The sequence below is a fragment of the Intrasporangium sp. DVR genome (assembly GCF_040365325.1).
Taxonomy (GTDB): Bacteria; Actinomycetota; Actinomycetes; order Actinomycetales; family Dermatophilaceae; genus Intrasporangium.
On sequence record NZ_BAABZW010000024.1, the window covers coordinates 84,142 to 107,742 of the forward strand.

23 protein-coding genes are annotated in these 23,601 nt (G+C 69.0%); 12 read left to right on the top strand and 11 right to left on the bottom strand.

The window, feature by feature from the left end; translation table 11 throughout:
* Positions 1–30: 30 nt before the first annotated feature.
* A complete protein-coding gene (locus ABWV20_RS16775; protein WP_353357146.1) occupies positions 31–1,377 on the bottom strand; it encodes an HNH endonuclease signature motif containing protein in 1,347 nt (448 codons plus the stop codon).
* 132 nt (positions 1,378–1,509) lie between these two features.
* Between ABWV20_RS16775 and ABWV20_RS16780 the strand changes: the two genes are divergently transcribed.
* The 5 genes from ABWV20_RS16780 to ABWV20_RS16800 all read left to right on the top strand — a co-directional run bounded on the left by ABWV20_RS16780 (position 1,510) and on the right by ABWV20_RS16800 (position 5,375).
* Entirely contained in the window at positions 1,510–1,884 is a 375-nt protein-coding gene (locus ABWV20_RS16780) for an META domain-containing protein (RefSeq protein ID WP_353357148.1), read from the top strand.
* A gap of 68 nt (positions 1,885–1,952) precedes the next feature.
* The gene (locus ABWV20_RS16785; RefSeq protein WP_353357150.1) at positions 1,953–3,260 is read left to right on the top strand and encodes a hemolysin family protein; all 1,308 of its coding nucleotides are present in this window, start codon (positions 1,953–1,955) and stop codon (positions 3,258–3,260) included.
* Positions 3,261–3,438: 178 nt separating this feature from the next.
* Positions 3,439–3,885 carry a hypothetical protein gene (locus ABWV20_RS16790; RefSeq protein WP_353357152.1) on the top strand — a complete coding sequence of 149 codons (447 nt, stop codon included), beginning with the start codon at positions 3,439–3,441 and terminating at the stop codon, positions 3,883–3,885.
* 55 nt (positions 3,886–3,940) lie between these two features.
* Entirely contained in the window at positions 3,941–4,486 is a 546-nt protein-coding gene (locus ABWV20_RS16795) for an NADPH-dependent FMN reductase (protein ID WP_353357154.1), read from the top strand.
* A 103-nt stretch (positions 4,487–4,589) separates the two neighbouring features.
* Positions 4,590–5,375, top strand: coding sequence for an NYN domain-containing protein (locus ABWV20_RS16800; RefSeq protein ID WP_353357156.1), 786 nt, complete (start codon positions 4,590–4,592; stop codon positions 5,373–5,375).
* A 69-nt stretch (positions 5,376–5,444) separates the two neighbouring features.
* Here ABWV20_RS16800 and ABWV20_RS16805 read toward each other — a convergent pair whose 3' ends face one another.
* The gene (locus ABWV20_RS16805; RefSeq protein WP_353357158.1) at positions 5,445–5,726 is read right to left on the bottom strand and encodes a hypothetical protein; all 282 of its coding nucleotides are present in this window, start codon (positions 5,724–5,726) and stop codon (positions 5,445–5,447) included.
* A 224-nt stretch (positions 5,727–5,950) separates the two neighbouring features.
* Between ABWV20_RS16805 and ABWV20_RS16810 the strand changes: the two genes are divergently transcribed.
* The 7 genes from ABWV20_RS16810 to ABWV20_RS16840 all read left to right on the top strand — a co-directional run bounded on the left by ABWV20_RS16810 (position 5,951) and on the right by ABWV20_RS16840 (position 15,108).
* Complete coding sequence (locus tag ABWV20_RS16810) at positions 5,951–7,027, top strand: trypsin-like peptidase domain-containing protein (RefSeq protein ID WP_353357160.1); 1,077 nt, start codon at positions 5,951–5,953, stop codon at positions 7,025–7,027.
* 1 nt (position 7,028) lies between these two features.
* The gene (locus ABWV20_RS16815) at positions 7,029–8,159 is read left to right on the top strand and encodes a hypothetical protein (RefSeq protein ID WP_353357162.1); all 1,131 of its coding nucleotides are present in this window, start codon (positions 7,029–7,031) and stop codon (positions 8,157–8,159) included.
* Positions 8,159–11,242, top strand: coding sequence for an AAA family ATPase (locus ABWV20_RS16820; RefSeq protein ID WP_353357164.1), 3,084 nt, complete (start codon positions 8,159–8,161; stop codon positions 11,240–11,242). Before ABWV20_RS16815 ends, ABWV20_RS16820 begins: the two co-directional genes overlap by 1 nt.
* A complete protein-coding gene (locus tag ABWV20_RS16825) occupies positions 11,239–11,739 on the top strand; it encodes a hypothetical protein (RefSeq protein ID WP_353357166.1) in 501 nt (166 codons plus the stop codon). Before ABWV20_RS16820 ends, ABWV20_RS16825 begins: the two co-directional genes overlap by 4 nt.
* Positions 11,740–11,905: 166 nt before the next feature.
* The gene (locus ABWV20_RS16830; RefSeq protein ID WP_353357168.1) at positions 11,906–12,364 is read left to right on the top strand and encodes a hypothetical protein; all 459 of its coding nucleotides are present in this window, start codon (positions 11,906–11,908) and stop codon (positions 12,362–12,364) included.
* The gene (locus tag ABWV20_RS16835; protein WP_353357170.1) at positions 12,365–13,600 is read left to right on the top strand and encodes a cupin domain-containing protein; all 1,236 of its coding nucleotides are present in this window, start codon (positions 12,365–12,367) and stop codon (positions 13,598–13,600) included.
* Between the two features lie 77 nt (positions 13,601–13,677).
* Positions 13,678–15,108 (top strand): hypothetical protein, encoded by a 1,431-nt coding sequence (locus tag ABWV20_RS16840; protein ID WP_353357172.1) that lies wholly within the window; start codon positions 13,678–13,680, stop codon positions 15,106–15,108.
* Between the two features lie 6 nt (positions 15,109–15,114).
* Here ABWV20_RS16840 and ABWV20_RS16845 read toward each other — a convergent pair whose 3' ends face one another.
* The 9 genes from ABWV20_RS16845 to ABWV20_RS16885 form a co-directional block, all read right to left on the bottom strand.
* A complete protein-coding gene (locus ABWV20_RS16845) occupies positions 15,115–16,035 on the bottom strand; it encodes a type II secretion system F family protein (RefSeq protein ID WP_353357174.1) in 921 nt (306 codons plus the stop codon).
* Position 16,036: 1 nt separating this feature from the next.
* On the bottom strand, positions 16,037–17,959 hold the full coding sequence (locus ABWV20_RS16850; RefSeq protein WP_353357424.1) for a type II secretion system F family protein: 1,923 nt from the start codon (positions 17,957–17,959) through the stop codon (positions 16,037–16,039).
* A gap of 29 nt (positions 17,960–17,988) precedes the next feature.
* Positions 17,989–19,377 (bottom strand): TadA family conjugal transfer-associated ATPase, encoded by a 1,389-nt coding sequence (locus ABWV20_RS16855; RefSeq protein WP_353357176.1) that lies wholly within the window; start codon positions 19,375–19,377, stop codon positions 17,989–17,991.
* Positions 19,374–20,540, bottom strand: coding sequence for a CpaE/TadZ family protein (locus ABWV20_RS16860; protein ID WP_353357178.1), 1,167 nt, complete (start codon positions 20,538–20,540; stop codon positions 19,374–19,376). Before ABWV20_RS16860 ends, ABWV20_RS16855 begins: the two co-directional genes overlap by 4 nt.
* Positions 20,537–21,319 (bottom strand): Flp pilus assembly protein CpaB, encoded by a 783-nt coding sequence (gene cpaB, locus ABWV20_RS16865; RefSeq protein WP_353357180.1) that lies wholly within the window; start codon positions 21,317–21,319, stop codon positions 20,537–20,539. Before cpaB ends, ABWV20_RS16860 begins: the two co-directional genes overlap by 4 nt.
* A gap of 45 nt (positions 21,320–21,364) precedes the next feature.
* A complete protein-coding gene (locus ABWV20_RS16870; protein ID WP_353357182.1) occupies positions 21,365–22,627 on the bottom strand; it encodes a pilus assembly protein TadG-related protein in 1,263 nt (420 codons plus the stop codon).
* On the bottom strand, positions 22,624–23,031 hold the full coding sequence (locus tag ABWV20_RS16875; RefSeq protein ID WP_353357184.1) for a TadE/TadG family type IV pilus assembly protein: 408 nt from the start codon (positions 23,029–23,031) through the stop codon (positions 22,624–22,626). The genes ABWV20_RS16870 and ABWV20_RS16875 overlap by 4 nt, the downstream gene beginning before the upstream one ends.
* Positions 23,032–23,074: 43 nt before the next feature.
* A complete protein-coding gene (locus tag ABWV20_RS16880; RefSeq protein WP_353357186.1) occupies positions 23,075–23,239 on the bottom strand; it encodes a Flp family type IVb pilin in 165 nt (54 codons plus the stop codon).
* Between the two features lie 71 nt (positions 23,240–23,310).
* Entirely contained in the window at positions 23,311–23,478 is a 168-nt protein-coding gene (locus ABWV20_RS16885; RefSeq protein ID WP_353357188.1) for a Flp family type IVb pilin, read from the bottom strand.
* Between the last annotated feature and the right edge of the window lie 123 nt (positions 23,479–23,601).

Below are 23,601 nucleotides of genomic sequence, written 5' to 3' on the forward strand. Positions count from 1 at the left end.
AGGCCCTGCCCTTCCCGCGTGGCCGGGACCTCACGCCCCGAGTGGCAGTTCCTCTGGCGCGCAGCGAGGGTCTGGCGCTCTGGGGTCTGGCGCGCTGGGGTCGGGCGCTCTGGGGTCGGGCGCTCTGGGCCCGATGGTGACGGGCAGGTCGCCGAGCAACCACGTGACCCCGTCGGCGCGCACGGCCGCCGTCAGTCCCCGCTCGTGGACGATCGTGTGGTGCCGGCCGCAGAGCAGGGCGCCGTTGGCCAGGTCGGTCGGGCCGCCACGGGACCAGGGCACCACATGGTGCGCCTCACACCACTGGGGCGGGATCGTGCACCCGGGGAAGGAGCAGCCCCCGTCCCGTCTCGCCAAAGCCAGCCGCTGGGCGGACGTGAAGTAGCGCTGGCTGAAACCCACGTCGAGCACCTGGGACGGGCCGCCGAGCACCGTGGGGATGATCTGCGCCTCGCACGCGAGCCGCCGGACCGTGCCCGGGGACAGGACCGCGTCGTTGTCGGCAACCCCGGCCCCGCGGACCTGCTCGAGCAGGGCCTCGAGGCTCATCGTCACGACGAGCCGGGTCCGTGGCGTGCGGGTCACGCCCTGCGGTGCGGCGACCGCGCGGCCGATGAGCTCGAGCAGGGCATCGGCGCGCCGGGCCGCCGGGGTGCGGGGGTCCTCCTTGGTCTCGCCGCTCCAGCCGACGTCGGGCCGGGGGCGCGCGAGGGGGTCGATGGCAGCATCGAGCACAGCGGACCCCTCGGGATCGAGACGAAGCCGGTACTCCGTGTAGCCGGCCGTCGACCCGATCCTGCTCAGCGCCCGCCCGAGGCGACGACCGGCATCCTCCCGCTCCAGCTCGCTCGGTGGTTTGAGAGCCGCCCGGGCCTGCGCGGCGACCCGGCCCAGCTCCTTGACGCTCAGGTGCTCGATGTTGTCGACGATGACGTCGATGATCGCGTCGAGCTGCTCGCGGTCGGCGATGCGCACCACGTCCTTGTGCAGTCGCAGCACGACAGCCGCCGCAGCGACGGTGACCTGGCCGGTCTGGACCTTCTCGGACAGCGGTGCCCAGCGCGGCTCGTTCATCGCTGCTCCGAGGAGGGCGAGCGCGGCGCCACCCTCGAGGGTCGGGGCCTGCGCCTTGAGCCAGTCGACCCGCGACAGGCCGTGCTCCGCCCCCAGCGAGCGCGAGTCGGCCTCCCTGGCCAGCACGGCGGTGAGCGTCTGGCTCACCTGGCTCAGTCGCTGGGCAGCGGCCACACCGGCACTGACGTCGGCCTCCGGGAGCGACCACGTGGGGAACCCCGATGCCAGCCGTTGCACCAGGTCGGCGGCGAGGTCGAGCGCTCCGACGAGGCCCTCTGCCTCGATCAGCTGCTCTGCCTGCACCGGTCACCCCTGACCTCATCGGGCGTCCCGCACGGCTCGCCCGGCCTCCCTGTCCAGACCATTCAAGCACGTTTCTTCGAACTCCTGTTCGACGTTTCCACAGGCCTGTCGAGGCCGTGTTTGACTGCCCTCATGAGCAGTGAGCCTGCCGGTCAGCCGGCGACCAGGGCGACCAGGGCGACCAGGGGCTGGACCGTCGAGTCGATCGCCGGCCTGCCGACCACCGACCCGAAGCCGGAGATCGCCCTGACGGAGGACGGCCGCGTCGAGGGCACCACCGGCGTCAACCGGATCACGGGGACCTACGAGGCGCACGACGAGACGGTGCGAGTCGAGGGCGTCGGCATGACGCGCCGGGCCGGTTCGCCGGAAGCCATGGACCAGGAGCGCCGCTTCCTCCAGGCGCTCGAGGGCTGGAACGCGTTCCACGTCCGGGACGGCCGTCTCGAGCTCGGCGCACCAGGGACCGGCCTGGTCTGCAGCATGCCGCCACCGCCCGAGGCCTGACGTCAGCACTCCAGCCCCCGCCCTCGGCGCACCGCTGCCTACGATGGACACCCGCAACGAAAGGCTCGGTGCCAGACCAGGTGTCCGGTTATTGGCTCAACATCACTCTTGTCGGCTTCCTCGTCCTGCTCAACGCCGCCTTCGCCGGCAGCGAGATGGCCCTGATCTCCCTCCGTGAGGGCCAGCTGAAGCAGCTCGAGAAGGAGGGCACCGCGAGGGCTCGGCGCCTCGTCCGCCTCGCCCGGGACCCCAACCGCTTCCTCGCGACGATCCAGATCGGCATCACCCTGGCCGGCTTCCTCGCCTCGGCGACAGCCGCGGTCGCCCTCGCGGAGCCCCTCGTGCCCGCGCTCGGCTTCCTCGGCGGAGCGGCCGAGGCCGTCGCCGTCGCCGGGGTGACGCTCGTCCTGACCTTCTTCACGCTCGTGCTCGGCGAGCTCGCCCCCAAGCGCCTCGCCATGCAGATGGCGATGCCCTGGGCCAAGGCCGTCGCCCGCCCACTCGACCTCCTGTCGACGCTGTCCCGCCCTGCGGTGTGGACCCTCGGCATCGCGACCAACGCGGTGGTGCGCCTGCTCGGCGGGCGGGCCGAGGCCGCGAGCGAGGAGCTCACTCCGGACGAGCTGCGCGAGATCGTGTCCACCCACCAGGGCCTCGGGCCGGAGCAGCGCGAGATCATCGCCGGCGCCTTCGACATCCAGGAGCGGGTCCTGCGCGAGGTGCTCGTCCCGCGCAGCCAGACCCTCTTCCTGCGGCACTCGATGTCGGTCGCGGAGGCCCGTGCACTCCTCGCGGAGGAGGGCCACTCCCGCGCGCCCGTCATCCGGGGCAACAACCGCGACGACGTCATCGGCGTGGCGCACTGGGCCCTGCTCCTCGACGACGAGCACCGCTCCGTCGGAGAGGTCGCCACCCCGGCGCTCGTCCTGCCGGACACGGCGAGGGTCTCGGCGGCGCTGCGACGCTTCAAGGTCGAGCGCCAGCAGCTCGCGGTCGTCATCGACGAGCACGGCTCCGTCGACGGGATCGTCACCCTCGAGGACCTGCTCGAGGAGGTCGTCGGCGAGATCTACGACGAGACGGATGACGACACGCTCGACATCGAGCGGGCACCCGATGGCTCCATCGCCCTGCCCGGGACGTTCCCGGTGCACGACCTCGAGGATGTCGGGGTCAACGCCGGGCTGGTCCGGCACGGTGAGTACACGACCGTGGCCGGGCTCGTCCTCCAGCGGCTCGGGCGGATCCCGACCGCCCCCGGCGACGTCGTCGAGATCGACGGCTGGTCGATCGAGGTGACCGGCGTCGGTCATCACGCGATCACGGGGGTCCGGCTCGTGCCCCGCCCGAGCAGCGATCCGAGGACCGAGGACTGACCCTCCGGCCGACCCCCTCCGGCCGACCCCCACCAGTCACACCCCCGACCCGTCACACCCCCCGACCCGACCGGAGCGGGAGCGCGCCCGGGAGCGGGAGCGAGCCCAGCGGCATACGGCCATGGCGTTTGGACGTCGAGGGAGCGGGCACGCGAGGGATGTGAACGTTAACGAGGCAGTGCAGCGATACGGCAGCGCCAAGCGACCGGACGCCCCGGCCCGGACGAGGCCCGACGGGGTGGGCGACGCCACCGTCGAGGCTCTGGGCAAGCTGTCCGAGGCGCTGGAGGTCGTCGAGCACGCGCGAGGGCTGCTCTACGGCTTCCACCGGCTGACCGGCCGGGCTGACGCGAGCCTCCAGGAGGCGGTCCACCTGCTGCGCGAGGCCGGGCTCGACTCGGCAGCCGACGTCGTCGAGGAGTGTGTCGTCGGGCGGAACGTCCTGCCGGGGATGTGGACCTTCCAGATCGTCGAGGCGTTCGACGAGGGCTACTGGACGGTCTTCCGTGACGTCGTCGACGAGGTGCGGGCCGAGGCCGGCGACCCCGAGCGGCACCGCTACGAGGCGGAGATGAAGGCGCGCGAGCAGCAGCCCCGAGCGGCCGCAGCCGACGACCGGTTGTGACGTGGCCCACAGACCCTCCCGGAATGGACCAACGCCCCCAGAAGTTAGTTGAACTGTGAAACAACTGCGCATCATCGTCTCCAGCACCCGCCCCGGCCGGATCGGGCCCAAGGTCGCCGACTGGGTCGCGGCCCAGGCCCCCGCAGGCGCGTGGGAGGTCAAGGTGCTCGACCCGAGCGGTCTGCCCTTCCTCGACGAGGAGGAGCACCCGAAGTCCGGCAAGTACGCCCTGCCGCACACGCAGCAGTGGGCCAGCGAGATCTTCGAGTCCGACGCCATCGTCGTCGTGACGCCGCAGTACAACCGCAGCTTCCCGGCGCCGATCAAGAACGCCGTCGACATGCTCTTCGCGGAGTGGGACAGCAAGCCGATCGCGATCGTCGGCTACGGCTGGAGCGGCGGGACCGACGCGGCCGCCGACCTCGCCAAGGTCCTCACCCACGTCAAGGCGGACGTCGTCGGGACGACGGGGCTCACTTTCATGCAGGACCTGTCGCCGGAGGGCGAGGTCACCGCGACCGACGAGCGCCGCGGCGAGCTCGCCGCCCTGCTCGAGGCACTGTCCTCACGCGTCGACGACCGCGAGTCCGTCTCCGCCTGAACGCCTGCCGCTCTGCGTCGGGTTGACCTCGACGCCTCCCCTTGAGGCGACGCAGCCAGGTCAACCCGACGCATCCAGATCCCCAGCCCGGCAGGATGGGGGCATGACGACACTGCCGAACGGCAACGCCCACCTCGCCGTCCTCATCGACGCCGACAACGCGGACGCCTCGATCATCGAGCCGCTGCTCGCGGAGATCTCCAAGTTCGGGGTCGCCAGCGTCAAGCGCATCTACGGGGACTGGACGACGCCGCAGCTCGGCAGCTGGAAGAGCGTGCTGCTCACCCACTCGATCCAGCCGATCCAGCAGTTCGCCTACACGGCGCGCAAGAACTCCACCGACAGCGCCATGATCATCGATGCGATGGACCTGCTCCACACCGGCACCTTCGACGGCTTCTGCATCGTGTCGAGCGACAGCGACTTCACGCGGCTCGCGTCGCGACTGCGCGAGTCGGGCAAGCGGGTCGTCGGCTTCGGTGAGGAGAAGACGCCGGAGCCCTTCGTCCAGGCGTGCGACCAGTTCGTCTACACCGAGATCTTCCGCAACCGCACCGCCGTCGATGGTGAGGCGCCCCCCACCACACGGAAGTCCACCAACGACCTGCGACAGGACGCGCGGCTCGTCGGCCTGTTCCGCTCGGCCATCGACGCGGCCTCCGGGGAGAGCGGGTGGGCCGGGCTGAGTGCGGTGGGCAACCTCATCGTCAAGCAGGCGCCCGACTTCGACCCGCGGCGCTACGGCTACAGCAAGCTCAGCGACCTCGCCGAGGCCATCGGGCTGTTCACCCTCGACCGCGAGCGCGGCTCGGTGCACATCGCCGACTCGCGCACGCTCCCGAAGAAGAAGGCCACCGTGAAGCGTGCCGCCAAGAAGGTTGCTCGCTGACCGACGAGGCCGTATGCCGCTGGGCTCGCTCCCGCGCGCGGGTGACCTGAGGGAGGGGTGCGGCGCTGCTCAGGCAGCCATGCGGACGACGACGGCCGCGGCGAGGATCGCGGTCGTCACGAGCACGGCGAACGGCGCGCCGGCCAGCAGGGGCGAGATCGCGTCGCGTCGCGGCCGGATGTCGGCGCGCGTCTCCACGGCGGCAGCGCGCTGCGCGGCGGCTCGCCCGGGCAGCTCGCCCGTGGTGATCCGGACGGGGGCCTTCTCGGACATGCGGCTCTCGATGTGTTGCATCAGGGCGAGGAGGCCGACCATGACGACGAGCGGGGTGGTGACAACGAGGACGTCCATGGCTCGCTTCCTCGGATCGGAGTGACGGGGGAGGCGGGTGGCCGCCCCCGGCTACGGGGGTCAGCGGGAGCGGCCACTGCCTTGTAGACGAACGAGTACCCATTTCATGACGGGCTCACCCGACGAGTTTCTGGGGACCGGTTCCGCAAAAGCGACGGTGCACCCGCTGCGGCGGTGTTTCACTGGGAGCAACAGCCGTGTCCCACCAACGGGGGGTGGATCACATGACCCAGGGGGAAGCAGGCCGCGGTCCGGGTGAGGCGATCGTCCATGTCCTCGACACGTACCCGCTCGACTTCAGCCAGCCCGCCGTGCAACAGCTGCGCAGCACGCTGCTCGACACGTTCGACTCGCCCGGCGCGGTCAGCGCCCTGATGAAGTCCTCGGGCATCAAGACCGGGTTCGTCGACATGTCCGGACCGATGCACCTCGTCTGGACGGCGGTGCTCGACACCGCCCGGAAGCAGGACCGCCTGAGGGTGCTGCTCAGCACCGCGGCCCAGGACCCCAACGCCGCGGCCATCCGCCCCGTGCTCGACGCCCTGCTGGCCGAGACCCCCGCCGCCTCGTCCGACCCGACGAACTCGATCGACGCCATCGCCTGGAAGGTCGACGTCGAGGATCTGCCGGGCCTCGAACGGACCATCGAGGCCCAGTCGACGCTGCTCGACATCTCCTTCCTCGAGCGCGGCCTCGAGCTCAGCCCGTCGGTCGCCAAGCTGCTCGTCACGCTCAACGACGGCAAGCGCTACTACGGCACGGCGTTCCGGATCGGTCCCGACCTGCTGCTGACCAACCACCACGTGCTCTTCGACGAGGTGGGGCGGGCCACTGCGGTCGAGGCGTGGTTCGGCTTCGAGGTCGCCTTCGGCGGTGCACCGCGGGAGTACACCGTGGTGGCGTGCATGCCGGAGTCGATCGTCGGCAGGGCGGACCACGACTGGGCGGTGGTGCGGACCGCGACCACCATGCCCGAGTCGGCCCGGATCCTCCCGCTCACGGGGGCGGTCGCGCCGAAGCCGCACGACCGGGTCTACATCATCCAGCACCCCCAGGGTCGCGAGAAGAAGATCGGGATGATCCACAACGTCGTGGTCGGGGTCACGGACGACGTGATCCAGTACCGGACCGACACCGACGCCGGCTCGTCCGGGTCCCCGGTCTTCAACGAGCAGTGGGAGGTCGTCGGGCTCCACCACCGCTGGGGCAGCACGGTCAAGGGCGGGCGCACCGAGTACTTCAACCAGGGACGGCGCATCGAGCGGGTCGCCGCCGCGCTGACCGCGGAGGGGCTGATGTGACATGGGCCTGCTCGACCGAAATCCCTTCGAGGCGTCGCACACCGACGCCCTGGCCCTGGTCACCTTTCTCTACCAGACGTTCTCGACGCGCGACGAGGTCGTGTACCTGACCACCCAGGCGGGGGTCGACCTCACGCACGTCTATCTCGAGCAGCCGGTCGCGCTGGTCTGGCAGACGGTCGCCGTCCAGGCCAACAAGCAGGGCAGGCTCCGGGTCCTGCTCGAACGCGTCAGGGACGATCCCAACAGCACCCAGGGTCGGGCGCTCATCGACCGGCTGCTGGCCGAGCCCATCGGGGATGCCGTCGGCGACCCCGGCGGTGGGAACGGCGATGGGAACGGCGGCGGGACCGAAGAGCCCCCGCCCCCTCCCCCACCGATACCGGACGCCGTCTTCGAGACCGCCCTCGTCGGGGAGGACCTGCCCTTCATCGACCGGACCCACCTGCGCAGCAGCCTCCAGACGATGCTGACCGGCCAGGCGCGTCGCGCGCTGCTCGTCATGGGTGAGGCCGGGACCGGGAAGACCTACACCCGCCAGTTCATCCACTACCTCGGCGAGAACGGTGGGCCGAAGCCGGTCAAGGTCATCGACATGTCCTTCCGCGCGGGGGCGCCGATCGACGTGCGCGAGCTGTGCACCCTCATCGCAGCGCGGCTCGTGCCGACCAAGGAGACGCCGACCTTCGACCCGACGGCCCAGCCGGAGACCGTCGTCAGCCGCTTCGTGCCGTGGCTCGCCGACGAGATCTCCGAGAAGCCGGGTGCGGTGTGGCTCGTCCTCGACGGCTTCACACCGGCGACGGCGACGGGCGGCGCTCTCCAGCTCATCGACGCCGTGGCACGGGCTGCCGCGAACCGCGACCTCGGACCCCTGCGGGTCGTCGTCCTCGGCTACTCGGGCAACCCCGCATCGGCCGGGCTGGCCCTGCAGGAGCCGATCGGGAGCCCCAGCCGTGAGGACGTCAAGGCGTTCTTCCGGCGGGCCGCCCTCACCCTCCAGGGCGCCGACCCCGGCGACGAGGCCCTCGAGGCGATCGTCGACGCGCTCGAGCCGATCGACGGCCGCCCCATGGCCGACCTCGGCCCGAGTGCGATGAGCCGGGCCCTGCAGGTCTTCGGGGTGGCGTGATGGCCGAGCCGAGGCGGACACCCGTCGTCACCGCAGCGCAGGTGCGGGAGCGCCTGGCCGCGGCCCCGCCTCCGGCCGCGGCCACCACCGGTCCTGCGCACGAGCCGGTCCAACCGCCAGTGAGCGACTACCGGCGGCGCTGCCGCAACCGGGTCGCGCTCCTCGACTACTTCGACCTGGGACTGCTGCAGTCCCGGCGCCCCCCGAAGCCCTCCGGCCAGCCCGGCCAGCCCGGCGCGAAATCGGTGCGGGGCGGGCGGGCCTCGCTGAGGGCGTTGCTCCGGTCCGTCTTCGGCCGCGACGAGAGGGAGGGAGAGGCCGCGCCACACGTGAGCGCGACCACCGGGAAAGGGAACCCGTCCGACATCCCCGCCGACCTCACCGCTGAGCTGAGCGAGCTCGACACCTTCGTCCTGCACGACTGTGAGCTCGTCACGACCCAGCACGGCCCACAGTGGCGGCTGCGTCTGCCCGTCCGGCACGAGGTCGTCCAGGAGCTCGGAGCCACCGGGCTCGTGGACGAGCTGGCCCGACCCGGCGCGATCCGACCGGGCGACGACGACGTCACCCACCACATGGCTCGCCGCCTCCTCGAGGGCGAGCGCGAGCTCAGCGGTCTGGCCGCGAGCGAGCTCAGCGGCATACTGCGCGCTCGTCAGTGGCTGGCCCCGCTGGGACTCGACCTGCCGACCGAGCCCGCCATCCGGGCCGCCCTCGACCTGGCCAACGTCCTCGCTCCGCTGCGGGCCGTGGCGGGTCCGGACTTCGTCGGCCGCGAGCGCGAGCTCGCACTGCTCGAGGAGCACCTCCGCGGCGACGCGCCCGACGGGGTGGCCGCGCTCGCGCTCCACGGGCCGGGCGGGGTCGGGAAGTCGACCCTGCTCGCGCGCTTCGTCCTCGACCACGTCGGCCCCGGCATACCCGAGCAGGCCGAGCAGGCCGAGCACCCGCTGCTCTTCAGCTATCTCAGCTTCGACCGGGCGGAGCTGGACCCGCGGTTCCCACTGACCCTGCTCAGCGAGGCCGCGCGACAGCTGTCGCTCCAGGCGGCCCAGCTCGTCGAGCCGCTCACCCACGTGCGTCGGCAGATCGACGAGCTGCTCGTCGTCCAGACCGCCCTGCGCAGCGAGGAGACGACGCTGCGCGGGAGCTCGACCCGGGACGTCGGTCGGCAGCTCGCCGACGCGGCGATCGTCGCCTCGTCCTTTGCGGACGCGGTCGGCTCGGTGAGCGGCGACACGCCCGTCCTGCTCGTCCTCGACACCTTCGAGATGGCGCAGCGTCGGAGCCGCTCCTTCCTGCGCCAGCTCGACGAGGCGCTGCAGCGGATGCAGCGGCGCCTGCCCCACCTGCGGGTCGTCGTCGCCGGCCGGGCACCGGTCGAGGAGCTGACGGTCCGCAACCTGGCGCTCGGCGGTCTCGACGAGGCGCAGGCGGAGACGCTCCTCACCCGTGCCTTGCGGGGGCAGCGGGTCGACCGGAAGCTCGTGCGGCTCATCGTCGAGCGCGTCTCCGGCAATCCGCTGAGCCTCCGGCTCGCGGCGGACCTCGCCATCCGGACCGGCCCAGGCGCCCTCTCCACCGGGCGCGGCCGGCGCCGGCTGCTCTACGACCTGCGGGCCGAGCAGGTGCAGGGCGTCCTCTACCGGCGGATCCTCGACCACGTGGCCAAGCCGGTGCGTCCCCTCGCCAGCCCCGGCCTCGTGGTCCGCCAGATCACGCCGGAGGTGATCCGCGTCGTGCTCGCAGAGCCGTGCGGTCTCGGCGCGGTGACGCCTGCTCGCGCGGCGGAGCTCTTCGCGAGTCTGCGCCACGAGGTCGCCCTCGTCACCGAGGCCCGCCCGGGGGTCCTCACCCACCGGGCCGACGTGCGGCGGGAGATGCTGCCCCTGCTCGAGGCGGAGGACGCCGACCGGGTCCGCGAGATCCACGAGCGAGCCGTCGACTTCTATGCGGCGCGCAGCGAGATCGACGACCACGTCGAGCACCTCTACCACCGGCTCATGCTCGGGCAGCCGAGCTCCACGCTCGACGCGGTGTGGCAGCCTGCGGCAGGCAGCTTCCTCGAGGACGCGTGGGACGAGCTCCCACCGGAGTCGCGGGTCTATCTCGCCGGTCGCCTCGGGAGAGAAGCCGACCCGGGTGACCTTGCCGCCGCGGACCGGATCGCCTGGATCCGGCAGGCGACGACCCAGGCCCGTGCCCTGCTCGACGCCGGCCAGCCTCGCCAGGCTCTCCGCATCCTCCAGGCGCGCGACCTCGTGCCCCGCAACCTCGCCGTCACCCGCCTCGTCGTCGAGGCGCTCGCCGCGGAGAACCGCGAGGGTGAGGCGCTCGCGGAGGCTCGCGCCGCCATCACTGAGGCGGACGAGCGGGGGCTCGGCATCGAGTTCGTCCAGCTCAACCTGCTCGCGGCCCGGATCGCCGAGGACTGCGCGGCGGGTCCGGACGAGACCGTCGGCTTCGAGGACGCGCGGCTGCTCTACCAGGAGGCTCGACAGAGCGCGCTCGACTTCGGTGCGCGGATCGAGGCGATGACGGCCGGAGTCGCCGTGCTGCGGGTCATCCGCCGGTCCGGGGTGCTGAGGCGGGACCCCCACGGGTCCCGGCTGCGCGACGAGCTGCTCGAGGAGGCGGGGACCCTGACCGACCGGGAGAGGTCGATGCACCCGGGCCTGCTCCGCGACCTCGCGGCCGAGCTCGGCGACGACCTGCCCGACCTGCTCGTCGACGCGGCGCGCAGCGTTGGGGTCGAGGCGCAGGGCCGGTCGGCGCGCCGCCTGCCGGAGGTGGCCCAGCGCCGGTTGCGCGGTGCCGCCTCGTCGCGGGGTGGGGCCTCGTCGCGGGGTGTGGCCTCGCCGCCTGCTGCGGCCCCCTCGCGTGAGGTCCCGATGGCTCCGCTGCCCCCGCCGGTCCTCGAGCAACCGGTGACATCCACGGTGTCAGGCCGCAGCGTCGCCGAGGCGCTGACGAGCAGTCCCGGCGACGAGGAGCTCAAGGAGTCGCTGAAGGGCTACTGGCAGTCGGAGGCCGACCGACCGTCCTTCGACTACAACGAAGAGGGGAAGGCTGATCGCGAGTGACTCGCAACAAGGCAAACGGTGTGCCCTGGGTCCTGCTCTTCCTCGCGGCAGCGGCCATCGCCCTCATCTACATCGTCTTCGCCGCCATCGCCTTCACCCGCGCCGGTGACAGCACGCTCGCCGAGAGCACTTGGCTGCGCACGGTGTTCGTCATCCAGGGGTTCGAGGCGATGGCGTTCACGGCGATCGGCTGGCTCTTCGGCCGGGAGGTCCACCGCGGCACCGCCGAGGCGGCCACGGAGCAGGCCCAGGAGGCGAGGCAGGAGGCGGCCGTCGCGACGGACCGGGCCGTCGGGGCGGAGCGCGACGGCTGGCGGCTCGCCGAAGCCGTACGGGCCCGCGCCGAGCTGGCCGAGCCGGGCCTCGGGGCGGGCGGCGGGCCGGGCGGCGGGCCGGGCGGCGACGAGCGGGCCCCCGAGGGCGGTGGCCTGGTCGCATCCGAGGGCAGCTTGTTCACCCTGAAGGCGTTGGCGGACAACCTGTTTCCCGCTCGCTGACGCTCCCCCGATGATGCCGTATGCCGCTGGGGTCGCCTCTCGTCCACGGCTCCTCTTCTTGGGGTCGGGTTGACAGCCCGGGTGGCGGGGTAACGCGGGTCCTCCGTGGGTACTGCTCCCCGTGATGGGCACGACGACGTGCCTCTCGACGAGAGGAGCTCCACCGATGAGTGACACGAACGACATGAGCACTGGTGCGCCCGACGAGACCACGGGCTTGGGCAGCCGCGCGGACACGGGCATGGACTCCGGCATGGATTCGGGGACTGACTCGGGGATGGACTCCGGCCGCATGGAAGGCTCCGACCTGAGCAACCCAGCCGGCGGGTCGATGTCCGAGCAGGGCGAGGGCCCGGCTGACGGCGGCGCGAACCCATCCGCCGTCGACGGTGGGGCCGACGGCGGTGCCGGTGGCTCCGAGGGGCCGGCTGACGGCGGCGCGGACACGAGCTCCCACGACGGCGGCGCGGACGGCAGCGCTGACGGGGGGGCCGACGGTGGCGCCGGTGGAGCCGGCGGTGCCGGTGGCCCCGGTGGCGCTGAGGGGCCGGCTGACGGCGGCGCGGACACGAGCTCCCACGACGGCGGGGCCGACGTCGGCGCGGACCAGGGCCTCGGACGCTGAATGTCGCTCACCACGCAGAGCCGAGGGTTGGCGGACACCCGCCGTCCCTCGGCCCTGCCGCGCCTCGTCTCGGTCGACCTCGACGAGTTCGCTTCTGACTACTGGGGTCGACAACCGCTCGTCTCGACGGCGGCCGAGTTGCCCCAGGGCTTCGACGACCTGTTCTCGCTCGACGCGGTCGACGAGCTCGTGTCGCGACGAGGCCTGCGGACCCCCTTCGTCCGAGTGGCCAAGAACGGCCAGACCCTGCCCGACTCAGCCTTCACGTCCGGAGGTGGCGCCGGCGCCGGGATCTCCGACCAGGTCAGCGACGACAAGCTGCTCCGACTCTTCGCGGACGGCGCGACGATCGTCCTCCAGGGCCTGCACCGCACCTGGCCGGCCATCAGCGACTTCGTCTCCGCGCTCGGGGATGAGCTCGGCCATCCCGTGCAGGCCAACGCGTATGTGACGCCGCGGCACAGCCAGGGCTTCACCGACCACTACGACGTCCACGACGTCTTCGTCCTGCAGGTGGCCGGCGAGAAGCAGTGGCGTATCCGGCCTCCCGTGTACCGGTGGCCCACCCGCGACCAGCCGTGGACCGACTACCGGGGCCTGGTCGAGGCCGCAGCTGCGGAGCCTCCGCTGCTCGACGTGACGCTCAAGGCGGGCGACTGTCTGTATCTGCCCCGCGGATTCCTTCACTCCGCCACGGCCACCGAGGACGTCAGCGCCCACCTCACGCTCGGGGTGCACACGTGGACGCGAGTGCACCTTGCGGAGGCCTTGGTCGGCGAGGCGATGAAAGCCTTGGCGGCGGCTGAGACACAGCGGGCACCTCTGGGCCTCGGTGTCGACGTGGGTGAGGCCGCTGAACTCTCGGACGAGGTGGAGCGGTTGCGAGGGGTGCTCGCCGGGCTGGTCGAGCAGGTCGACGCGGCTCAGGTCGCCGAGCGGCTCGGACGACAGGCCCGCAGTGCGACACGACCCGCTCCCATCTCGCCGGTCGCGCAGGCGCGTCGGGCTCTCACCTTGGGCGAGGATGACGTGATCCGGGTGCGGCCGTTCGTCAAGGCTTCGCTCGTGGACCGTCCGGAGGGGACGGCCATGCTGCAGAGCCGAGCCGGCACGGTGACCGTGACTGGTGCCGAGCGTCCCGCCGTCGAGGCCCTCCTTTTGCAGGGCGAGGCCTCGGTCTCCAACCTCGGCCTCGAACTGGCCCGCCGTCTCCTCACCGCTGGCTTGGTTACGTAACCGGGCCCAGCGGCATACGGCCTGAGGTTATCGGCGATCTGCGGACGCGTCGCCCCTCGTGGGGAAGAATCGCGTGGGTGCGCACCCAAGCCGAGGAGCCGAGCACGGCGCAAGACCAGCGCAGTGGGCTGCCGCCTTGGCTGCTACTCGTGCTGCCGGGGCTGCTCCTGTCCTTCCTCTCCCTCCGAGTCGTCGCCCCGGTCACCGACCCTGACACGTACTGGCACATCGCCAGCGGCGACCACCTCCGGCGGACATGGGACTTCGTGCTCGACGACCCCTTCGGCGCCGCGGCTGAGAAGCCCTGGATCCTCAACCAGTGGCTGCCGCAGCTGGCCATGAGCGTCGCCGATGAGGTGGCTGGGCTGCCAGGCGTCGTCTGGCTGACCGTGCTCGGGACGCTCGCCGTCATGGCCACCTACTACGTCGCCTGTCGGCGGCGATCGTCGGCCCTGGTCGCGACGTTGATCGTCGCGGTGGCGTTCCTTGCCACGAGTGGAAGCATCGCACCACGCCCGCAGCTGGTGACGTTCGCCCTGACGGCGGTGGTCACTGATGCGTGGTTGCGTACCACGGTGGACCACAAGCCCCGCTGGTGGCTCATGCCGCTCACCTGGTTGTGGGCGTGCAGCCACGGCATGTGGTTCATGGGCATCGTCGTGGGAGGCGCGACGCTGTTGGGTTTGGCCGCGTCGCGACGGGTGGACTTGCGGGCGGCCTTCCGGTTGGCGCTGATTCCGCTGGCCTCGCTCGTGGCTGCTGCGGTGACCCCGGTCGGTCCGGTGCTGCTCACATCGCCGTTCCAGGTGTCTGGCGTGACGGCCTACATCACTGAGTGGCAGCCACCGAGCGCGAATGATCCTGCTTTCCTTGCCGCGCTCGGCCTCATCCTCATCGTCGTCGTCGATGCGGCGCGGAACCGCCAAGGCCGAGCTTCGTATGTGGTGCTGCTGACCGTTCTGGCCTTCGTGCTGGCCGTGGCGTACGCGCGAACTGCCGGGGTTGCTGCCGCGATCGTGGCGCCGCTGAGCGCCGCGGGGCTTACTCGGCTGGCACGACAGCCCGCGCCAACCGTTTCTCACCGTGAGAATCAAGTGACCGCTGGCTTTGGGATCGTGGCTCTTGCCGTGGCCGCTGTCATGGTGCCGACCGTTGCGGCGCGGCCTGGGCTGGGCGCGAACGAACTGGATGCCGAGATCGCCGCCCTCCCCGTCGGGACGGTCGTGTGCAACGACTGGCTGGACGGCGGCTGGCTCATCTGGAAGCACCCGAATGTGCGTGTCACCATGGACTCGAGGGTGGAGATCTACTCGGTGGATCACATCCGGGGCTACAGCGCGTTCGTCAATGCCGGGAAGGGCTGGGAAGCCTACCTAGCGGAGAACAGCTGCACAGTTGCGCTCCTACGGACGGACTCCGCCATCGCTCATGTGCTTGTTGCACACGCCGGCGAGGGCGGCGCCACGACGCGGGGCGGCCACGTTCTCTTGAGGGGCTTAGGGGACTGACGCTCGTCAGAAGACGTTGCCACCAAAGAGGGTGGTAATCATCCGGATGACCCCGGGGCCCAGAATGACGATGAACATCGCCGGGAAGATGCACAGAAGAAGCGGGAAGAGGATCTTGACCGTGACCTTCTGGGCCTTCTCCTCGGCACGTTGGCGACGCGAAAGCCGCATGGCCGCGGTCTGCTCGCGGAGCACCGAGGCGATCGGGATTCCCAGCTTGTCCGCCTGGATGATGGCCGAGACGAAGTTCTTCACGTCGGCCAGCGAAACCCGGTCCCCCAGAGCAGCAAACGCCTCGGACCGCGACTTACCGATCTGGACTTCTGAGAGGACCCTGGCAAACTCCCCGGAGATCGGTCCATCGGTCGAGCGGGCCACCTGAACGAGGGCCGCATCGAAGCCCTGGCCCGCCTCGACACAGACCGTGAGCATGTCGAGCGCCTCGGCTAGGCCCCTGGCGACCTGCTCCTGACGGCGCAGCGCTGCGTTGTAGACGAGGAGATTGGGCAGCCAGAAGGCGGCACCCCCAAACACGATGGCGAACAAGACGCCTCGCAACGAGAAGCCGCCGTACGCCACGCCGAGGAGCAACCCAATGAGCAGAGCGACGCCCTTTGCTCCCATGACGCGCTCGGCAGTCCATGGCTCCGGATTGCCGGCTCGCTCAAGGCCACGGGCAAGTCGCTCGCTCGTCCCGCTCGGGGACAGCACCGTGGCTATGCGGCGGGCACGGTCGAACAGCGGCTCGACCAGGCGGTCTTTCGCATCGAGCTCCGTCTTGACTACCGAGCGTTGGGTGACGACCCCCTCAATCAAGGCGAGGGACTTGGCGACTCCGGTGGGCCCCGTGGAGCCGAGCCCCAAGATGAGCACGACGGCGAAAAGAGCGATGCCGATGAGTCCGATGCCGATGTACAGACTCGTCATGTCAGACCTCGATCTTCACGACTTGGCGCATCCAGAAGACGCCTCCAATGAGCAGGACGATTCCTCCCACGAGCATCATCAGTCCGAGTGGGTGGGTCCACAGGAGCGAGATGTACTCGTAGTTGACCCACATCATGTAGAAGAAGAGACCGATGGGAAGAGCGATGAGGATGTAGGCAGAGAGCCTGCCCTCTGCGGAGAGGGCACGGACCTGCCGGTGAAGGGACTCCCGCTCACGGAGGGTGCGTGCGGTGGTTTCCAGGGTCTCGGCAAGGTTGCCACCAACCTCCCGCTGGATTCTGATCGCCATGACCGCCATCGACATTGACTTGCTCCCCATTCGGGTTGCCATGCGCTCCAGCGCGTCGGCGATGTCAGTGCCGATCCTCGTCTCGGCCAGGGCCCTCGAGAACTCCTTGGCAACCGGCTCGGCAGCGTCTTTGGCGATGGAGTCGAGGGCCTGGGGCAGCCCGAAACCGCTCCTGAGGCTCGTAGAGACCAGCATCAGCGACTGGGGCAGCAGGCGCTCGAACGCCGCCGCCCGGCGGCCCGCGAGGAAGCGCAGCGCGACGGCCGGGAGCACCAGCCCCAGGAGGCCCCCCAGCACGCCGCCGAGCCAGGTCGATCCGCTGAACAACAGCATTCCAAGTGCGATGCCAGCGAGCACAGCTGCGACGCGGAGCACCCACCACTCGCCCGGACGAAGCGGAAGATCAGCTCGGTTGATCAGGAGCATCGTCTGAGCCGTGGAGGAGCGATCCTTCATGGCCCGCTCGCCGAAACTGACGAGTTGCTCGGCAATCGGAGCTGAATGGTGCTTCCCCTCAGACCGGGAGGCGACCCTCACCTGCCCGATATAGCTCTCCAGCGACGCCAAGCGCCGCTCGCGCCTCGTCTGGAAGCTGGGCGTGAGCACGCCGACCGCGAGAAGGAGGATGGCCAGCCCGATAGTGGTCGCCGCGATCCACGGCATCATCGAGGGCTGCATGGTGAAGTTGCGCAAGGCCGGTGGGGCCGCGTTTGCCGGGACGGCGGGTGAAGGAGGGATGGTGGGAGTCGACGCTATTGCGCCGAAGTCCACAGACTGCGTCGCTTTGAACGGCTCACTGCCAGCGGTTCCTGAAATGGTGATGGTGTGCTTTCCCTGCAGCGGCGAACTGGGCTTCAATGTGAACTGGGCCTGCGACTGGAGTGCACGCGCTGCTGACTGGAAGGCAGCGCCGACCTCGCGGGCATTCGTGGCCGGGATGACCGAGCCTCCGCTGGCACTCGCGAAGCCGCGCAACGCGACGACTGCGTCCGGATCATCCGTGTTGAACCGGACGACATCAACCCGCACCCCCCGCTGCTTGAGATCCCGGTTCACCTGGGCGAGGTCTCCCTGGCGATCCTGGCTGACGGTGTCCGCGCCGTCACTGAGCAGGACCATGCTCCGGTCACCGTCAACCGGAAGCGCGCGCACCGCAGCTCGGACCGCGGCGTAGAGGCTTGTGTCGCCCCGCGAGTCAAGCCCGTTGACGACGCGCTGGACGGCCGACCGATCGGCAGTGGGCTTGAGGTCCACGCCTGCTGTGTTCGCGAAGGTCACCACGCCGATGAGCACATCGGCGGGCGCCTCGTTCAGGTAGGCCCTGGTGGCCGCCCTGACCGTCGTCATGCCACTGGCGCCCATGGAACCACTCGTGTCAATGACGAGCATGGCGGTTCGTTTGATGTGGGTGGTCTTTGAGACTTCAGCCTCAACAGCCTCGCCATCGACGGTTGCAGTCAGGCTCCCGTCATCGATCTGCACGGCGTTGGCGCTGCGGAAAGTGAGGACGCCCGTGACGCCTGCCGCCGTTGACGTCACGTCACTGACGACCGCGTCTACGGCGGCCGCGGCGGGCTGGGCAGCGAGCGACAGCAGTGCAACCAACCCGACCACGCTCAGCGAGAGACGGCGCGGCGACGACCTCACAGTCCGAGCCTCGCGAAGAGGTGGTTCGGAAGGTCAACTCCTAGGTCGGCCAGGTCCGTGGTGAACTTGGGCCGGATTCCGGTGGGCACGAGCTGCCCCCGGTAACGCCCTGACTCGTCTCGGCCCGCGGAGTAGTCGAAGGTGTAGATGTCCTGGAGCGTGACGACGTCCGACTCCATACCCACTACCTCGGTGATCGCCACGATGCGCCGCGATCCGTCCTTGAGCCGGCTCTGCTGGACGATGAGATCGATCGCGCTGGCCACCTGTTCCCTGATCGCTCGCACGGGGAGCTCCACGCCGGCCATGAGGACCATCGTCTCCAGTCTGGAGAGGCTGTCACGCGGACTGTTGGCGTGAACTGTCGTGAGCGAGCCGTCATGGCCGGTGTTCATCGCCTGGAGCATGTCGAGAGCAGCGCCGTCGCGGACCTCTCCGACGATGATCCGGTCGGGCCGCATACGTAGCGAGTTGCGCACCAGCTCCCGAATCGCGATCGCGCCCCGGCCCTCGATGTTCGGGGGCCGGGACTCCAGCCTGAGCACATGGTCTTGGTGCAGTTGCAGCTCGGCAGCGTCCTCGATTGTGATGATCCGCTCGTCACCGGGCAGGAAGGAGCTCAGGACGTTGAGGGTCGTCGTCTTACCCGAGCCCGTACCGCCGGATATGACGATGTTGCGGCGGCCGCGAACGCAGGCCTCGAGGAAGTCACGAACCGGCGGAGACATCGTGCCGAAGGAGATGAGATCGCGGTCGGTGAACGGGTCCGCGGCGAACTTACGGATTGTCAGGAGCGATCCGTCAAGTGCGATGGGCGGCAGGACGGCGTTGACGCGGGACCCATCGGGAAGGCGCGCATCGACCATCGGGCTCGACTCATCCACACGCCGGCCGACACGGGACACGATCTTGTCGATGGTGCGGCGCAGGTGCGCGTCGTCGGAGAAGCGGGCATCGACGGGGAAGATCTTGCCCTCCCGCTCGATGAAGATGTCGTCAGGGCCGTTGACCATGATCTCGGTGACGTCCTGGTCGCGCAGGAAGGGCTCCAGCGGGCCGTGGCCGAGGATGTCGTCCGAGACGTCCTGAGCGATTCTCGTGCGATCGGCGAGTGAGAGAGGTGTCTGCTCCGAGTCGATGACGTCCTGAAGGGTCAGCCTTACCTGGGACGCGAGCTCAGCCTCTGATAAGTGGGGGTCGTAGAGGCGGGGTCCCAACGAGTCGACGAGCGCTTGGTGGACACGGTCCTTGACACCGGCGAAGGGGTCAACGCCGCGCCGCGTCCGGCGTTGCGCTCGCTCCGACTCGAACGTGGGTCCCTGTTCGTGGACGGTATAGACCTGGGCTCGACGGGCGGCTTCCAGTCGGTCGGCGAGACTGCTCATTTGCGGCTCCTCAACAATCCAAGTCCGCGCTTCGACCCGTTCGCGATCTGCTCTCCAAAGCGCGCCCGTATCTCGCGATCCGCGATCTCGCGAATGGCGACGGAGACCGGAGACCGTGGCTCATCGAGCACGAGCGCCACGCCTCGATTGACTGACGATGGCACCGATTGGCTGCTCGGCACCTGCGCCTTGATCTCGTGCTTGAGTGCGACCTCGACATCGTCGGCTTTGAGGCCGACCTTGGCGTCGGATCGGTTCAGCACGATGACGCGGCCGTCCTTGGAGGCGCCCAGGGTATCCAACGCGTTCATGGCCACGCGGAGGTTCTTGACGGCCGGGATGTCCAGCGTCGCCACCAACATTGTGAGGTCGCTGAGATCGCACGCGGTCAGGACGTGCTCCGTGAGATTGGGTGGGGTATCGACGATCACATAGGCGAACATCCCCCGTGCGACCCGGAGGAGTTCTTCGACCACAGCAGCGGGCACCCTGTCAGCGACCTCGGGATCCGACGGAGCTGCGATCACGGCCAAGCCGCTGTCCTCGTGCCTACTCACGACGGAGTGCACGCCCTGCTCATCCAGGTGTCCGCGCATGCTGATGAGGTCACCGATGTCGTGCGCAGGAACCACTTGGAGACTGATGGCGACGTCCCCGAACATCAGGTCGAGGTCCACCAGCAACGTCTCCGCTCCCGTGGAGGCGAGGTAGCTGGCCAGGTTGGTGGCGAGAGTGGTCTTACCGACTCCACCCTTCGCCGAGAAGACAGTGATGATTCTGCCGCCCCCCGAACCGCTGTGTGCGTGCCCCGAGAGCTGCGCCGTCAATTCCAGGCTTCGTTTGATGGCATCGCTCAGCGCCGTCTGATCTCCGGTCTGCACCACCTCCCTGACCCCGCTGCGCAGTGCCTGGGCGAGTGTGGTGACGTCAACCCGGTGTCGGAGCAGGATGACACCTAGTTCAGGTCGGTCAATCCGCTCCAGCTCGGCAAGCGAGCACGCCGCCTCAAGAGCGATGTCCGGACCGATGACCACCAAGGGATGGCTGCCTTCTTGCAGTGCCTTGCCGACTTGGCCAGCAGCATGCATCTGCAAGGTGTCCGGGCCGAGCGCGAAACCGTAGGTTTGCGATGCCCGCGGGTCGAGGTCCCACAGGATGGTCACTGGCGCACCTGCCTGAGCAGCGCACTCATGTCGTAGTCGAAGATCTGAAGGTCGTCCGTGTGGCCATCGGGCTCGACCTTGACGTCTGGGCCACGAAGCCCCGCATAGAGCGTGTACTCGCTAATACCGTGGGCCAACCTAAGGGACTGCTCCGGCGTCACTGCGACGGTGACGAGGAAGCTGGGCGCCTGCTGCGCGGCCTCCTCACCCTCCACCTTCTTCGGCGCAGCGAGGGGCGTGTTGCCCATGGCGATGACTTGAACGTCGTCGAGCAGCACGGTGGTGCCCTTGAGGCTGAGCTCGTTGAACGCCTTGGTGGCGTCATCCTCCCCAATCAGCTTCATGCCGTGCGTCGCGTAGATGGCGATGTCGCTCCCAGGTGTGACGAACTTGCCGATTCTGGCTGGATCGGAGAGCTCAACCGACATTGCCAGCATGCCCGCCGGCACCTCGATGGCCTTTTCGCCCACCGGGCGGGTGCCAAAGCGGGCGGCCATGACGAACTCGCCAGGCTGGATGTCGGACAGGGCGAGGAGCGAGTTGTTCTCCGGCGTGATGTCCTGGAGCGCTCCTTGGGGCAGGGCATCGGTCGCGACACGGGTCTCCGCTATCAGTTCCGTGCGTTGCGCGTCCTTCAGCGTGGTCCCGGCCGGGATGACCTGCGCGGCCACATATACCTTCGCGGGCTGCTGATCAGCGATCGCCCGAGCGTCCGCGCCTCGGACATAGTTGATCACCAGCGCTGCACCAGCGATGGCGAGCAAGGTCGCAATGACCACGGCAACAAAACGACGATTCATGTGAACGCTGATCCCTTTACTTTGTCAGCCGGCCGGGACGACCATGTACGAACCGAAGTCGCCTGAACCGCCCGGGGAGCCGATGGTGCCGCCCGGAGCTCCACTGAGGGCGCCTTCGACAAACCAACCTGAAATGCAGGCGCTCGGATTGGAGCAGGGCACCACACCCGAGAGATAGCTCGCTTCACTCATGGACGGCATGTTGTACCCGCTCACAAAGAACTGCGCCCACCCCTTGATGTGGTAATAGGTCTTCGCGCCGCCGGCGCCGTCCGGACTGCACGCATAGTTGCTTATTGGCCCAGACGGTTCGGCGGAGGGATCCTTGACCATACAGTCGAATACGGGGATGGCGACGACGGAGCCGCGCAGGCCTTCGAGAATTGTCTTGCAGGGATTGGCCGGAGCCTTACCTGTGCTGATCTGGACCCATCCGTCGGTCGTGACCGTGGCCTGGCAGTCGTCCGATTGGACCCAGCCGAACCCTCCCGCTGTGTCCTTATTTAGGTAGTCACAATTAGTAGCATCCGCGCCATCGAAGATGTACATGACTTGTTCCCGGTTCGCGTCGGGCCACGGAGGCTGGCCGCTACCACCGTAGCCAGGCTTCACCCCATCGGCCGGCTTGATGTGGTAGCCCAGATCGCTGTCGTTGACCTGTCCGTCACCGTTGGTGTCCATGAAGCCCTGCCATTCGCAGGCGGACAAGACGAACGGAATGGTGCCGGTATAACTGGTTGGGGGCCCCCACGTGGCACGCGCACATGCCTCGACGGAGACGTCGTCGCCAGGACCGCCGAGTAGCAGCTGAGAGAAGAATTTGGGCAGAATGGTGGTATTTCCATCAGCCGATCTCGTCCGCGATACGGTCTCTACATACGGGAAGTCAGGGGTGAGCCAGTCCGGCGTCGGCGTGCACAACGTGAGTTGTTCGTAGGCACCCTCAGGGCACGTGGGCCCGGCGAATGAGAAACTCCCGCCAGACCGATAGCAGACTTTGACATCCGAACGCCCATCATCGGCATTTCTGCCCGCCAGCGGGGTCAGGCTGGCGACTGGGTTGGTGGTGCATTCCTGTTCGCGACCGGCGGCGCAGTCTGAGGCCAACGCCAGAGCGGTGGCGTCAGCGCCATTCTGCAGTTGCCGCCGCTCGGACCAAGCGTTACCCACATCTACGGTAAGAGCCAGCATCCCCATAACGACGCCGCCCATGAGGAGGACGGCAAAGATGGTGGAGACGGCACCCCGCTCACCACTGCGCAGCCGAGTCAGGAAACTCCGCCTCATCCTCCGCACCTCATCGCTGCTTTCCCCCCAACGGTGGCCGGGAGCGCTGCACCCGCCCCAACTATATTCATTGCCGGTTTGAGAACCATCCAGTCGAACGAAGCCGAAACGGAGACCGTAACCGTCGCCGTGGATCCGGCAGTGGAGCAAATGGGAGCGATCGCAATCGAAGGCGCCGGAACACCAGGTAGGGCCGCCAGTACTCGGTCCGTCGGACCGGGCGTTGGCGTACCAGTGGTGACCACAGCGGCGCGCGCGCCCTCTCGGGCGGCGTTCGTCAGCTCGATCTTCGCGAAGAAGAACCGACCGAAGTCCACGATGCCACCGATGATGAGCAGTACCACCGGCAGCAGTATCGCGAACTCCACTGCTGCCGCCCCACGCTCAGCGATTCTGCGTCTCATGTACCCGCAGCCTCCAGTTCGGCAAGTCGACGGGCACACACTCTCAGACACTCGATGCCGTGTCGGCAACGAATGTGTTGAGGTTCCCGCCGAGAACAGAGACGGCCGTGATGATGGCTAGCGCGATGAGCAAGACCATCAGTCCATACTCAACGCTGGTGGCTCCCCCCTCGCGGCAGGATTGCAGCGGCCTTCGACAGGATTGCACGGGATTCGATCCTCACGACTTGGTCCGGTGTGGGGTCTGCGGCGCCACGCCGCCGCAGACCCGTCTCTGCATCAGACGCTGGTGGCGACCTTGTTGAAGATCCCGCTCAGGTTCGTTCCGAGCAGTGCAACCGCGACAATGATCACGACCGCGATCAGCGCGACCATGAGGCCGTACTCGACCGCGGTCGCACCTTTGTCGTTCCGCAGGGTCTGGAGCTTGGCAGCAAGCTTGGTCATTTTTGTTCCTCCCAAGAGTGGCGTTCCGGGAGCCGCGCCGGTTGCGTCCCCCGCGAGCAGGCTAGGTCGTTCTGAGGGCCCGCGTCCGCGGATTCAAGAAATCTGCTTGGCCGAGTCTCGCGA